The sequence below is a fragment of the Variovorax sp. W1I1 genome, from assembly GCF_030815625.1.
Taxonomy (GTDB): Bacteria; Pseudomonadota; Gammaproteobacteria; order Burkholderiales; family Burkholderiaceae_C; genus Variovorax; species Variovorax paradoxus_C.
Genome location: NZ_JAUSWZ010000001.1, coordinates 6,665,022 through 6,677,788 on the forward strand (window position 1 = coordinate 6,665,022; position 12,767 = coordinate 6,677,788).

Here is a 12,767-nt window from a genome sequence, read left to right on the forward strand (position 1 = left end):
GGTGAAGGGGCGATCGCTCCTCAGCCGAACTCTTCGGGCCGTTCCGCCGCAAGCTGCGTCATGTGCCCCGCGATCGCCCCCGGCGTCGTGAACCAGATCTCCCCACGATCCCGCGCACGTGCCAGATGCGCGAGTGCCGTGCGCAGGTGGCGCAGCCGGTACGGCTGGCCCACGATGTACGGATGCAGCGCCAGCCCCATCACCAGCGGCTGCGCGCGCGACTGTTCCAGCATCTCGTCGAAGTTGTCGACCACCATCGCGCTGAAATCCTTCGCATCCATCAGGCGGCCCACGATCATCGGAATGTCGTTGAGCTCCTGCGGATAAGGCACCGACCAGATCGAGCCGCCGCCGCGCGTGCGCATGCGCACCGGCTGGTCGTCGTGGCACCAGTTGAGCGTGTAGCCGTAGTCGGTTTCGCCGAGCAGGTCGGGCGTGAAGGCACTTTCCGAAATCCATGGCGACAGCCAGCCCGCGGGCGCCTGTCCGCTTTCGCGCAGCATGCGTTCGCGGCAGCGCAGCAGCAGGGCGCGCTCGTGTTCTTCGTCGAGCGCGCCCTGGCGCTCCGCGTTGCTGTGGCCGTGGCCGATGAGTTCGTCGCCGCGCGCCACGCAGGCCGCAACCAGTTCCGGGCAGTGGTCGTAGAGCGCCGTGTTGATGAGCGCACCTGTCGGCAGCGCGAGCGCATCGAACAGTTCGAGGCAGCGCCATGCGCCCACGCGGTTGCCGTATTCGCGCCAGCCGTGATTCAGCACATCGGGCTGCGGCGAGGCCGGGCCGATGCAGGCGCCCAGGCCGTCGCCGAAGGCAAAGTGCTCGATGTTGAAGCCGAGGTACACGGCCAGCCGCGCGCCGTTCGGCCAAACGTAGTCAGGGCGGCACGTGATCGGCTGGTAGTCGAAGCGATCGTGCGAGGGCAGGAGGTCGGGCCAGCGTGTCGTCATGCGCGTCGCCTCACAGCACCGCGAGGCCGGCGCGCACCAGCAGCCATTCGGCACTGTCGTTCCACACGTCCATCTGCACGATGAGCCCGTGGCTCACCACGTAGCGGTCGACATACCGGTTGCCTTCGAAGGCCGTGCCGTCGGGCCAGGCGCCGTACAGCGTGCCCACGCTGTAGACCACAGTGGCCTCGGGCGTGCCGCCGGCCACCGTTTCGGTGCGCTCGATCTTCTTCTTGACCCAGGCGTAGCGCTTGGCATTGAAGGCCGAGGTGTCGCCGGGTGCATGCATCTCGCGGTTGCCGGTGAAGCGGATGCGTATGTCGGGCGCGGTGAAGCGCGAGGCCGATTGCGGGTCGGGGATCATCACGAGCCGGAGGAATTCGTCGACGATTGCAGCGGGGTCGAGTGGGGCGGGCGTGTTCATGAGGAGTCTGCGTCGAGTGAGCCACGCCGGTGCATGGCATCGCATGGTGAAAGAAATGAGTCCGGAAAGCCCGCAAGTCCTGTGCCGATCGGGCGTCGGGCGGCGACTCTTCCGCTCCCGGCACAATCGCGCGATGCCGTTTTCCAGAGACCTGCGCCTTCGGGTGCCCGCGGCCCGACAGAGTGGCCGCCGCCGCTTCGCAAAGGCCTCCGCCGGCAAGGGCATGGCAGCCTCCGGCAACATCGCGCCACAAACCAACGCGGCCGCCGCATCCGGCGCCGGAAAGAACGCCAGATGAAAAACATCCTCTTCGTCGCCGACCCGCTCGATCACTTCAAGATCTACAAGGACACCACCTTCTCGATGATGCGCGAGGCCCAGCGCCGCGGCCACCGCATCGCGGCGTGCCTGCCGCAGGACATCCAGTGGAAATCGGGTGGGCTGGTCACGGCGACGGTGCAGCAGATCACGCTGACCGGCGACGCGAAGGACTGGTACACCGTCGACATCACCGAATCGAAGGCGCTGAAAGACTTCGACGCGGTGCTGATGCGCAAGGACCCGCCCTTCGACGCCGAGTACATCTATTCGACGCACCTCCTGCAGCAGGCCGAGCGCGAGGGCGCGCAGGTGGTCAACTCGCCGCGCGCATTGCGCGACCACCCCGAGAAGCTCGCGATCATGGAGTTTCCGCAGTTCGTGACGCCCACGCTGGTCACCCGCAGCGCGCAGGCCGTGCGCGACTTCCATGCGGAGCACGGCGACATCATCCTGAAGCCGCTCGACGGCATGGGCGGCATGGGCATCTTCCGCGTGAAGCAGGACGCGCTGAACCTCGGCTCCATCGTCGAGACGCTCAACAAGGACGGCGCCGAAACGATCATGGTGCAGCGCTTCGTGCCCGAGGTCGTGCAAGGCGACAAGCGCATTCTGATCATCGCGGGCGAGCCGGCGCCCTTCGTGCTGGCGCGCATTCCGCAGGGCACCGAGGTGCGCGGCAACCTGGCCGCGGGCGGCAAGGGCGTGGCGCAACCGCTGACCGCGCGCAACCGCGAGATCGCCGAGGCCATCGGCAAGGTGCTCGCGCCGCGCGGACTGCTTCTGATCGGCCTGGACGTGATCGGCGATTCGGTCACCGAGATCAACGTGACCAGCCCGACCTGCTTTCAGGAAATCACGGAGCAGACCGGCTTCGACGTGCCGAAGATGTTCATCGACGCGCTGGAGAAAACCCTGCGTCCTGCCTGAACCCGGGAGCTGCGGTGCGGGCCTGTTCGCGCTCGCGCCGGGCCTGCAGTCGCCGTGAGCGCAGCTTGCGCGCCCAGATGACGATGCCGGTGATCGACAGCATCGCCACCACCAGCCCCAGCGCCGACATCATGATGCGCCCCGGCATCCCCAGGATGCGCCCGCCGTGCAGCGGTAATTGCAGTTGTGCGAACACGTCTGCCGCGGTGCCGTGCCACGGCTGGTTGCTGCCGATGAGGTGGCCGTCGCGGCCGTCCAGGTAGAGGTTCGACAGGCCCATGCCGTCGCTGTCGTCGTGCGTGGCGTGGTCGAAGAACGAGATGTTGTAGAAGCCGCCGCGTGCGTTGTAGAACGCGCCGCCCAGCGGGGTTGTCCAGCCGCGGCGCCGGGCTTCGGCCTCGGCCTGCGCCACGATCTCGCGGAAGCCGATGGTGGGCTCGATGCGCGTGCCCAGTGGCGCGAGCGGCACCAGCGCCGACGGTCCGGGCGTGGTCTTGGAAACCAGCGAGAGCATCGGGTGGAACACCTCCTTGTAGAGGTTCAGCGAGAACGAGGTGAAGGCGACAACGATGATCAGCCCCCAGATCCACAGCCCGCCCGCGCGGTGCAGATCGAAATTGAGCTTGTAGCCGCCGGCCGCCCAGCGCACGGTCCACGCCGGCTTCCAGCGCTGCCACCATGCACCCGCGGGGCGGTGCGCCGGCTGTACGGCCTTGCGCAGGCGCCGCGGCATCGTGAGGTAGAGCGCGACGAAGCTGTCGAGCAGCCACACCAGCGCCACCGTGCCCATGATCCACCAGCCGATGCGGTCGGTGCCCCACATCGCCGGCACGTGCAGCATGTAGTGGAGCTTGCGAAGGAACGGCATCAGCGTCTCGGGCTTGAGCGAGATGGCCGTGGAGTCGCGCCGGCCGCGCACCTCGGCCGTGACCGGGTCGACGAACACCTGGTTGTAGCCGAGCCTGAAGGGCTTTCCGGTGGCCGGATCGGTGCGCGGCTGCACGAAATAGCCGGCGGCATGGCCCTCTTCGAAGCCGAGCGGCATGTACGCGACCCGCGCGCGCGGATCGTGCGCCTCGACCGCGGCGGCGAGCTCGAACGGGTCCTTGAAGGGGCCGCGGCTCTGCGTGTCGTAGAGCTTGCGGTTGAGCCAGCCGTCGATCTCGTGGTCCCACGAGATGACGGCGCCAGTCAGGCCCGAGACGATGAGGAACAGCGCGACCGTCAGGCCCGCCCAGCGGTGGATGGCGGTCGCGAAGGCGCGCATCAGAAGTCGATGGTGCCGCTCACCGCGAAGGTGCGCGGCGCGCCCATCACGAGGTAGTTGGAGCCTTGCGTGCCACCCACCGAAGCCCAGTACGACTTGTTGAAGAGGTTGTCGATACGCGCGCGCAGCGTGAGCGCACGGCCGTTGCCCAGGTCGACCAGGTAGCGCGCACCGATGTCGAAGCGCGTCCAGCCCGGGATCTGCTGCGTGTTGGTGGCGTTGGCGTACTGCTTGGAGGTGTAGAGCAGGCGCGCATTCAGCGACAGGTTGCGCACGCCGGTCACGTCCCATTCGGCGCCGAGGTTGAGCTGCTGCTTGGCCACGCCGATGGCGGTGAGGCCGTCGGTGGCGCCGCCTTGCGTGTTCTTCTGCTTGGCATCGAGCAGCGTCAGGCCGCCGAGGAGGCGCAGGCCCTTCGTGGGTTCGCCGAACACCGAGAACTCGAGGCCCTGGTTGCGCTGCTTGCCGTACAGGCCGTAAACCTGGCCCGCGGCCTCGTCCGCGTATTGGTAGACGGGCTGGTCGATCGTGAAGAACGCGGCGCTCGCGCCCAGCGAACCGCCGTCGTACTTGACGCCGATTTCCTTTTGCTTGGCCTGATAGGGCGCGAAGACTTCGCCGCCATTGGCGACCGGGCGATTGTTCGCCGTGGCGGGGGCGACCTTGCCCTGGACCAGCGCTTCGATGTAGTTGGCATAGGCCGACACGGTCGGCGTGATCTTGAACACGACGCCGGCCACCGGCGTGGTCTTGCTCTTGTCGTAGGCGCTGGTTTCCTTGATCGTGTTGTAGGCGAAGCTGGTCTGCTTGATGGTCTGGCGGCGCGCGCCGAGGGTGACCAGCAGGCGGTCTTCCATGAAGGACATGGTGTCGGCGACGGCGACGCTCGAGGTGTCGATCTTGTCGGTCAGGCGCGGGTCTTCCAGCCGGTTGCCCACGAAGCCGCCGGTGCCGTTGGCGACGGGGTAGGGCGAGAAGAAGGGCGCATAGATGTTGTTGCGCACGCTGCCCGAAGAGATCGCATAGGCGTTGTCGCGGTCGTTGCTGTACGTGGTGGCCGAGGCCACGACCGTGTGCTTCACCGGGCCGGTGGTGAAGTTGCCGCGCACGCCGATTTCGGCGGTGCCGATGCGGTCCTTGCGGGTGTTGCTGAAGCGCGTGTTGCTGGTGTTGCCGAAGGAGTTGACGAGGGCCGGGTTCGACAGCACGTTGTCTTCGTCGCTGCGGCGCACGCCGCCGGCGGCCCAGGCCGTGATGTTGTCGGTGATGTCGACCTCGCCGCGGAAGGTGGCGAACTTGTCCTTCTCCTTCGAGTAGGTCCAGGGCTGGGCGAAGTTGGACTTGGCGTCGGGCACGCGGGGAATCGGCAGGCTCGAGGAGGGCGTGAGGCTCGGACGGCCGTCCTTCAGGTCGTAGTCCTGGTAGCCGAAGTCGGCCGACAGGCGCACGTTGCGGTTGTGCCAGTCGAGGCCGACGCCGAAGGCGCTCAGTTGCTGGCTTTCCTTGAACACGCCGGTGCCGCCTTCGCGGCGCACGGCGTTCACGCGAACGCCCAGGCTGTCGTCGGGACCGAAGCGGCGGGCCAGGTCGAGGTTCACGAAGCCCTGGCCGCCGCTCTGCACGCCGAAGCCGACGCGGGTGAGCGGCTCGTTGGGCGCGCGCTTGGGCAGCAGGTTGATCGCACCGCCGATGCCGCTGCCGCCGGGCGCGGCACCGTTCAGGAAACTGTTGGCGCCGCGGAACACTTCCACGCGCTCGAAGAATTCGGAGGCGATGTACTGGCGCGGCAGCATGCCGTAGAGGCCGTTGTACGCCACGTCGTCGGAGAACACGGGGAAGCCGCGCACCACGTAGAGCTCCTGGAAGTTGCCGAAGCCGCGGGCCTGGCGCACCGATGGATCGTTGAGCAGCACGTCGGCGACGCTCTTGGCCTGCTGGTCCTGGATCAGTTCGTTGGTGTAGTTGGTGCTCGAAAACGGCGTGCTCATCATGTCCTGGTTGCCCAGGATCCCGACCCGCCCGCCGCGCGCCACCTGGCCGCCGGCATAGGGCTTGGTCAGGCCTTCGGCCGAGGCATCGGCGCTGGCCTCGACGTTGACCGTGGCCAGGGTGCCGCTCGATGCAGCCGGCTCGGCAGCCGGGGTCTGCGCCATGGCGCCGAGGGCGTGGAGGGCAAGGAGCGAAGCCGCCACGGTCGGGCGAAGGCGAAGAGAGGAAACTGCGGGCATGAACGGTCCGATGGTGTGCAAATGAGAACCGTTATTATTCCCTCGGGCATGCACGCCATCGATACTTTCTTGCAATGTTGCAAAAAAGTGTCAGTCAAAAGACTTCGTTTGAGACGTCAGCCGACCGACCGCTGCCCGTCCACGAACACATGCAGTTCGCCTGGCGCGAACTGCGTCCACGTTTCGTTCGTGGTGAGTGGGGTCGTCACGACCACTGCCACGCGATCGGTGGGCGTGGTGTGCTGGGCGAAGTCGATTTCCAGGTCTTCATCGGACAGCTGCGCCGTCACGAACGGATGCCGCCGTTCCACGTACCAGAGGTTGGTCGATGCATGCGCCCACAGCGCCTGCCCGTTCGACAGCATGAAGTTGAAGGTGCCGTGGCTCGCGAGTTGCGGCGCCAGTTCGCGCAGCGTGAGCGTCAGCTCCTCGATGCTCGGCACGCCCGCGTGCGACTTCGCCAGTTCCTGCATCAGCCAGCAGAAGGCGTGCTCGCTGTCGGTGTTGCCCACGGGATGGAAATTGCCATGCAGTCGCGGCCGAAAGTCCTTCAGGTCGCCGTTGTGGGCGAACACCCAGTAGCGCCCCCACAGCTCCCGCACGAACGGGTGGCAGTTCTGCAGGTTGACCTCGCCCTGCGTGGCCTTGCGGATGTGCGCAATGACGTTGCGGCTCTGGATCGGGTAGCGCCGGATCAGCTCCGCCACCGGCGATTCGCAGGCCGGCTGGTGATCGACGAAATGGCGCAGGCCCCGGTCCTCGAAGAACGCGATGCCCCAGCCGTCCGCGTGGTGGTCGGTGCGGCCACCGCGCTGCGCGAACCCCGTGAAGCTGAAGGTCACGTCGGTCGGCGTGTTGCAGTTCATCCCTAGCAATTGACACATGTTGCCGATTAGACCGCGATTCCCGTCGGCCTCCGCCTGCCGCGCCGCTTATCCGACCGTGCGACTGTCGCTGCAGCTAGCGGATGAACTTGCCTTCCTTGGTCACGCGCACCATTTCGATGAAGCGCGAGCCCGTGTTGCTGGCGCCGGTGAAGTCGATCTCCATGCCGCCGATGCGCAGCTTCATCGCCTTGAGCGCGGCGTGCAGCTTCGCTCGCGTGAGGTCGCGGCCGGTGCGGCGCAGGCCCTCGATCATCACGAGCGCGTTCACATAGCCCTCGTAGCTCAGGTAGCCCAGGTCCACCTTGGCGCGCTCGGCCAGTTGGCGGAATTCGCGCGCGGTGGCGTCGACCTCGCTCCACAGGTACGGCACGATCTGCGAGATCGCCAGTCCGCTGGTCTTGTCGCCCACGAGCTTGGCAGTGACATCGCCCGGCACGATCGACATCCCGTAGTACATCTGGCGACCGCCCGCGGCCCAGGCGGCTTTCATCACCTCGCCGCCGATGCCGCCGCCCAGATACATGATCACGGCCTGCGCCTTGCTTTCGGCGAGCGCCTTGCCCGATGCCTCGTTGGTCGTGCCATCGCCCTTGACCGCCACCGCGGCCTCCGGCTTCAGCTTGAGCGTGTCCAGCGCGGCTTCGACCAGCTTGGCGACTTCCGCGCCGCCGGGGTTATCGAGGTACGCCACAGCGATCCGCGAGACGCCGATGGTCGTCAGGTGCTGCACCAGCGCCTGGGCTTCGCGCGCAAAGGTGGCGCGCACGAAGTAGCCGGCGCTGCCCATCTTTTCGCGGGCGGAATCCGACACCGCATAGCCGCCCACCGTCGGCGCGCCGCTCTGGTTCACGACCTTGGCGCCCGCGGCGGTGGTGCCCGAACCCACGCAGCCGAAGAAGGCGAAGACACGGTGCTCGGCCAGCAGCTTTTCGTAATTGGCGAGCGCCTTCTCGGGCTTGAGCTCGTCGTCGAGCGACACGACCCGGATCTTGCGGCCCGACAGCCCGCCCTGCGCATTGACCGCGTCGAAGGCCAGCCCGGCCCCCGCCATCACGACCTTGACCGGCACGCCGAGCGGGCCGCTCAGGATGCCGGTGTGGCCGAGGACGATTTCGCTGTCGGAGACGCCGTTTTCGGCGCCAAGGGCTGGGAAGGAAAGAGGACCGAGTCCGGCCGCTGCCGCAGCCGAAGCGGCAATGAAATTTCTGCGATGCATGAATTGTTTGTTATCAGATACAACTGATAACAATTGAATACGAAAGGGCTCCGTTGCACCGCCGGGGTTTACCCCGTGTTGCGCGCCGGCCCCTCGCGCAGCTGCCATGCCGCGCAGATCGCAAGCGCGCACAAGCCGGCCAGCATCGCGAACACTTCGTCGAAGGCCGCGAGCCGCGCCGGGCTGCTCAACGGATTGGCGAGCGAATCGCCGTGCGCCGCCAATCGCCACTCGAGCACGATCGCGCACAGGCTCACGCCAGCCGCGCCGCCCAGCATGCGCACGAAGTTGATCGCGCTGGCGCCCTGCGGAATCAGCGGCTTGGCCAGTGGCCGCATCGAACCCAGGTTGAGCGACGGCAGGATGAACCCCAGCCCGATGCGCCCGATGATCGCGAAGGCCACCAGCAGCCACAGCGCGCTGTCGAGCCTGAGCACCATCATCAGTGCGAACGAAGCCGCCAGCAGCGCGAGGCCGATGGTCACCAGCACCCAAGTCGGCTGCCGGTCGGCCAGCCGGCCCACGCCCGCGATGGTCACGGCCAGCACGATGCCGGCCGGCAGAAGAATGGTGCCCACGTGCGACGCCGACAGGCTCAGCCCCACCTGCATGTACACCGGCAGCAGGTAGGTCGAGCCGAAGAGCGCCGTGCCGTAGATGAAGGCGACCACGCTGCCCATCGCGAACTGCCGGTACTGGAAGAGCGCGAGGTTCATCAACGGCGTGCCGCCCGAGGCCGCGAGCCGGCGCTGCCACCAGATGAAGGCAGCGAAAGAAACCAAGGCACCAACCAGCAGCAGCGCGGCCTGAAATGGCGAATCGCCGCGCAGCTCGACCAGCCCGTTCAACAGGCACAGCGTGCCGACCGTGCCCAGCGCGAGGCCGCGCGCATCGAGCCCGCCGCCGCGCACCGCGGCCACGCCGCCCGGCGCCGTCTTGGGCACGAACTTGTAGGCCAGCCAGATCGATGCCAGGCAGAACGGCACCACCATGAAGAAGATCGAGCGCCAGCCGAACAGGTCGACCAGCACCCCGCCGATGCTCGGCCCGATGGCCGGCGCGAGCACCACGCCCATGCCGAAGATGCCGCTCGCGCGCCCCTGCTCGTGCGGCTCGAAGGCGCGCAGGATGATGATGGCCGGAATGGGCTGCACCACGCCCGCCGCGAGCCCTTCGGCCACGCGCGCGAACAGCACCAGCGAGAAGTTGTTGGCCAGCCCGCCGACGATGCCGCCCACGAGCAGCAGCAGCATCGTGCCGACGTAGGTGCGGCGGTAGCCGTAGCGCGACAGCAGCCACGGCGTGGTGAGCATCGAGACCGTCATCGCCACCATGAAGCCCGAGCTCACCCACTGCGCGCGCTCCTGCCCGAGCGAGAAGTGATGGCTCATGCCGGGGATCGCGACGTTGACGATGGTCGACGACATGATCGATGCCATCGTCCCCACCATCACCGACAGCAGCAGATACCAGCGGTAGCGCTCGCCATAGCGTTCGCGCAGGGTGCCCATGGAGGGCGGAGCCGGCGTGGGTGCGGCTTCGGGCGTGTGTGGGGAGGTCATGGGGCGGCGGAATGTCTCGGGGTCCGTCGTCCTACAAGCATATCGGTGTTTGCTTGGCGAACAGCGCACAGGCGCGCCCCACAATGCAGCGGCTGTCCCCTCCGCGTCAAGCTCAGCAAGAAGAGAACAACATGGATTCCCCGATCAACGACCCCGTCAACGAACAGGCCGCGGCCACGCTCGCGACCGAGCTCGCCGCGCCGACCGTCAGCCGCGCCTACCGCTGCCAGTGCGGCCGCCCCGTGTTCCTGCGCAACAGCGAGTGCCTGGCCTGCCACACGCCGCTCGGCTACGTGATCGACCGCCTGGGCGTCATGCCGCTGGCACCGGCCGAAGGCGGGGGCGCGCTGCCCGACACCTTCACCGTGTTCGGCGATCCGCACGGCAAGACCTACCACCGCTGCGCGAACCTCATGACGCCCGCTGCCTGCAGCTGGATGGTCGCGGTGCCGCGCGAAGGCGAGACCATTCCCGCCGACACGCAGGGCCTCGCGCCCGGCTACTGCCTCGCGTGCAGCGTGACGCGCACCATCCCCGATCTCTCGGTGGAGAGCAACGGCGAGCTCTGGCGCAAGCTGGAGACGGCCAAGCGCCGGCTCATCTCGCAGCTGCTCGCGCTCGGCCTGCCGGTGGTGAGCCGGCATGCCGATCCGGTGCACGGCCTGGCGTTCGATTTCCTCAGCAACATGCCGGGCGGTCCGCACGTCATGACCGGCCACGAGCACGGCGTGATCACCCTCAACGCCGAGGAGGCCGAGGACGCGGTGCGCGAACGCATCCGCGCCGAGATGCGCGAGCCCTACCGCACGCTGCTCGGCCACTTCCGCCACGAGATCGGCCACTACTACTGGGACCTGCTGGTGTTGCCGACACCGTGGATCGACGACTTCCGCGCGCTCTTCGGCGACGACCGCGCCGACTACGCCGCCGCATTGCAGACCCACTACGAACAGGGCCCGCCGCCCGACTGGGCCGACCGCTTCGTGAGCAGCTACGCAAGCACGCACCCGTGGGAGGACTGGGCCGAGACCTGGGCCCACTACCTGCACATGGCCGACACCGCGGACACCGCGATGAGCTTCGGTGTCGATGCGACCAACGTCGAGCTGACGAGCGACCTCTTCACCGCAGACGACCTCTGGCAGCCCGATCATCCCGACGCCGCGAAATTCCTCGACTTCATCAACGGCTGGGTGCTGCTGACGAACGTTCTCAACGAGCTGTCGCGCAGCATGGGGCAGCCCGACTATTACCCGTTCGTGCTGCCGCGCGCGGCGGTGGGCAAGCTGCAGTTCATCCACCGCGTGATCACGGAGCAGCGGGCCGGATCGGCGCCGACGATGGTGGTGGCCAGCGATGTGGCGGCGACTGAGCCCGAGCCCGTCGAGCCTGCACCCGAGCAGGCGCAGTCGCAGTCGCAATCGCAATCGCAGACGCAGACGCAGACCCAATCCCAGGGCGGCGTTCAGTCCTGAGGCGGTGCCCCCGCGGCGCAGCGCGCGCAGATGCATGCAAGGCCGCGCATCGACTCCGGCAACTTGGCGAGCGGCGCATTGCTGAAGTCGGCCTGCATGCACCAGCAAGGCGGCTGCGCCTCGCCCGTCTCGCGTTCGACCTCCATCGCGCAGCGGTTCGACTCGCCGCACAACGGGCAGCGCGAGACGTCGATGACCGCAGCGCTGGTCGTCATGCGAGCTCGAAGGCCGGCAGCTTCTTCGCCACGGCGACGTTCTGCAGCGTCACATACACCGGCAAGCCGTTGCGGTAGGCGGGGTAGTCCTCGCCCTCGATCAGCGGCAGCAGGTAGCGCCGGCATTTCTCGGTGATGCCGTAGCCGTCGTCCGAAATGAAATCGCGCGGCATCGGCTTCTCGACATTGGCCACCGATTCGAGCGGCGCGCTGCCGAGCGTGTACGCATAGGGCACGTCGGACGTGCGCTCGATCGTCGGCATCACCGCGTTGCGGCCTTCCAGCGCGAGCTCGACCGCGCGTTGACCGAGTTCGTAGGCCTGCTTCACGTCGGTGGCCGAGGCGATGTGCCGCGCCGCGCGCTGCAGGTAGTCGGCCACGGCCCAGTGAAACTTGTGGCCGTATGCGTCCTTGATCATCTGCGCCACCACCGGCGCGGCGCCGCCGAGTTGCGCGTGGCCGAACGCATCGCGCGTGCCCTGTTCCGCGAGGAAGGTGCCGTCGGGGTAGTGGCAGCCCTCGGACACCACGACCGAACAGTAGCCGTGCTGCTTCACCAATTCATCGACACGCGCGAGAAAGCGCGGCTTGTCGAACTCGATCTCGGGGAACAGCACCACCACCGGAATGCCCTGGTCCGCGGCGAGCCCGCCGGCCGCGGCGATCCACCCCGCATGCCGGCCCATCACCTCAAGCACGAACACCTTGGTCGAGGTGGCAGCCATCGAGCGCACGTCGAACGAGGCTTCGAGCGTGGACACTGCCACGTATTTCGCGACCGAGCCGAAGCCCGGGCAGCAGTCGGTCAGCGGCAGGTCGTTGTCGATGGTCTTGGGCACATGGATCGCCTGCAGCGGATAGCCGAGCGACTGCGAGAGCTGGCTCACCTTGAAGCAGGTGTCGGCCGAATCGCCGCCGCCGTTGTAGAAGAAGTAGCCGATGCCGTGCGCTTTGAACACCTCGATGAGCCGCTCGTATTCGCGCCGGTTCTTCTCGAGCGACTTGAGCTTGTAGCGGCACGAACCGAACGCGCCCGAAGGCGTGGAGCGCAGCGCCGCAATCGCCTCGGCCGATTCGGCGCCCGTGTCGATCAGTTCTTCCGTCAGCGCACCGATGATGCCGTTGCGTCCGGCGTAGAGCTTGCCGATGCGGTCCGGGTGTTTTCGTGCCGTCTCGATCACGCCGCAGGCCGACGCATTGATGACCGAAGTGACGCCGCCCGACTGGGCGTAGAAGGCGTTGAGGATGGGCATGCGGGCATTCTCCCGCAGCCCCATGACAGGCGCCAGTGCCCGCGTGTC

11 protein-coding genes are annotated in these 12,767 nt (G+C 67.4%); 2 read left to right on the top strand and 9 right to left on the bottom strand.

Annotated elements, in window-relative coordinates; genetic code table 11:
- Window positions 1-20: 20 nt before the first annotated feature.
- Window positions 21-944, bottom strand: coding sequence for a polysaccharide deacetylase family protein (locus QFZ83_RS31030; protein ID WP_307512195.1), 924 nt, complete (start codon window positions 942-944; stop codon window positions 21-23).
- A gap of 10 nt (window positions 945-954) precedes the next feature.
- Entirely contained in the window at window positions 955-1,368 is a 414-nt protein-coding gene (locus QFZ83_RS31035) for a nuclear transport factor 2 family protein (RefSeq protein ID WP_307512196.1), read from the bottom strand.
- Window positions 1,369-1,662: 294 nt separating this feature from the next.
- On the opposite strand from QFZ83_RS31035, the gene gshB reads away from it, so the two are divergent.
- Complete coding sequence (gene gshB / locus QFZ83_RS31040) at window positions 1,663-2,616, top strand: glutathione synthase (RefSeq protein WP_042580972.1); 954 nt, start codon at window positions 1,663-1,665, stop codon at window positions 2,614-2,616.
- On the opposite strand, the gene QFZ83_RS31045 is transcribed toward gshB, so the two are convergent.
- From QFZ83_RS31045 to QFZ83_RS31065, 5 genes are all read right to left on the bottom strand, one after another.
- Window positions 2,579-3,883, bottom strand: coding sequence for a PepSY domain-containing protein (locus tag QFZ83_RS31045; protein WP_307512197.1), 1,305 nt, complete (start codon window positions 3,881-3,883; stop codon window positions 2,579-2,581). The genes gshB and QFZ83_RS31045 overlap by 38 nt on opposite strands.
- Window positions 3,883-6,111 carry a TonB-dependent siderophore receptor gene (locus QFZ83_RS31050; protein WP_307512199.1) on the bottom strand — a complete coding sequence of 743 codons (2,229 nt, stop codon included), beginning with the start codon at window positions 6,109-6,111 and terminating at the stop codon, window positions 3,883-3,885. Before QFZ83_RS31050 ends, QFZ83_RS31045 begins: the two co-directional genes overlap by 1 nt.
- 116 nt (window positions 6,112-6,227) lie before the next feature.
- A complete protein-coding gene (locus QFZ83_RS31055) occupies window positions 6,228-6,995 on the bottom strand; it encodes a class II glutamine amidotransferase (protein WP_306881942.1) in 768 nt (255 codons plus the stop codon).
- A gap of 76 nt (window positions 6,996-7,071) precedes the next feature.
- Complete coding sequence (locus tag QFZ83_RS31060; protein ID WP_307512201.1) at window positions 7,072-8,214, bottom strand: ABC transporter substrate-binding protein; 1,143 nt, start codon at window positions 8,212-8,214, stop codon at window positions 7,072-7,074.
- 68 nt (window positions 8,215-8,282) lie between these two features.
- The gene (locus QFZ83_RS31065) at window positions 8,283-9,776 is read right to left on the bottom strand and encodes a DHA2 family efflux MFS transporter permease subunit (RefSeq protein WP_307512202.1); all 1,494 of its coding nucleotides are present in this window, start codon (window positions 9,774-9,776) and stop codon (window positions 8,283-8,285) included.
- A 131-nt stretch (window positions 9,777-9,907) separates the two neighbouring features.
- Here QFZ83_RS31065 and QFZ83_RS31070 point away from each other — a divergent pair, with 131 nt between their 5' ends.
- Entirely contained in the window at window positions 9,908-11,251 is a 1,344-nt protein-coding gene (locus QFZ83_RS31070; RefSeq protein WP_307512204.1) for a putative zinc-binding metallopeptidase, read from the top strand.
- On the opposite strand, the gene QFZ83_RS31075 is transcribed toward QFZ83_RS31070, so the two are convergent.
- Both QFZ83_RS31075 and QFZ83_RS31080 read right to left on the bottom strand, forming a co-directional pair.
- Entirely contained in the window at window positions 11,242-11,466 is a 225-nt protein-coding gene (locus tag QFZ83_RS31075; protein ID WP_307512206.1) for a cysteine-rich CWC family protein, read from the bottom strand. The genes QFZ83_RS31070 and QFZ83_RS31075 overlap by 10 nt on opposite strands.
- Complete coding sequence (locus QFZ83_RS31080; protein ID WP_306881937.1) at window positions 11,463-12,719, bottom strand: 6-phosphofructokinase; 1,257 nt, start codon at window positions 12,717-12,719, stop codon at window positions 11,463-11,465. The genes QFZ83_RS31075 and QFZ83_RS31080 overlap by 4 nt, the downstream gene beginning before the upstream one ends.
- Window positions 12,720-12,767: the final 48 nt, after the last annotated feature.

Excerpts from the sequence above, each read along its gene's own strand:
- QFZ83_RS31030 (WP_307512195.1), bottom strand. The coding sequence starts at position 944 with ATGACGACACGCTGGCCCGACCTCCTGCCCTCGCACGATCGCTTCGAC.
- QFZ83_RS31035 (WP_307512196.1), bottom strand. The coding sequence starts at position 1,368 with ATGAACACGCCCGCCCCACTCGACCCCGCTGCAATCGTCGACGAATTC.
- gshB (WP_042580972.1), top strand. The coding sequence starts at position 1,663 with ATGAAAAACATCCTCTTCGTCGCCGACCCGCTCGATCACTTCAAGATC.
- QFZ83_RS31045 (WP_307512197.1), bottom strand. The coding sequence starts at position 3,883 with ATGCGCGCCTTCGCGACCGCCATCCACCGCTGGGCGGGCCTGACGGTC.
- QFZ83_RS31050 (WP_307512199.1), bottom strand. The coding sequence starts at position 6,111 with ATGCCCGCAGTTTCCTCTCTTCGCCTTCGCCCGACCGTGGCGGCTTCG.
- QFZ83_RS31055 (WP_306881942.1), bottom strand. The coding sequence starts at position 6,995 with ATGTGTCAATTGCTAGGGATGAACTGCAACACGCCGACCGACGTGACC.
- QFZ83_RS31060 (WP_307512201.1), bottom strand. The coding sequence starts at position 8,214 with ATGCATCGCAGAAATTTCATTGCCGCTTCGGCTGCGGCAGCGGCCGGA.
- QFZ83_RS31065 (WP_307512202.1), bottom strand. The coding sequence starts at position 9,776 with ATGACCTCCCCACACACGCCCGAAGCCGCACCCACGCCGGCTCCGCCC.
- QFZ83_RS31070 (WP_307512204.1), top strand. The coding sequence starts at position 9,908 with ATGGATTCCCCGATCAACGACCCCGTCAACGAACAGGCCGCGGCCACG.
- QFZ83_RS31075 (WP_307512206.1), bottom strand. The coding sequence starts at position 11,466 with ATGACGACCAGCGCTGCGGTCATCGACGTCTCGCGCTGCCCGTTGTGC.
- QFZ83_RS31080 (WP_306881937.1), bottom strand. The coding sequence starts at position 12,719 with ATGCCCATCCTCAACGCCTTCTACGCCCAGTCGGGCGGCGTCACTTCG.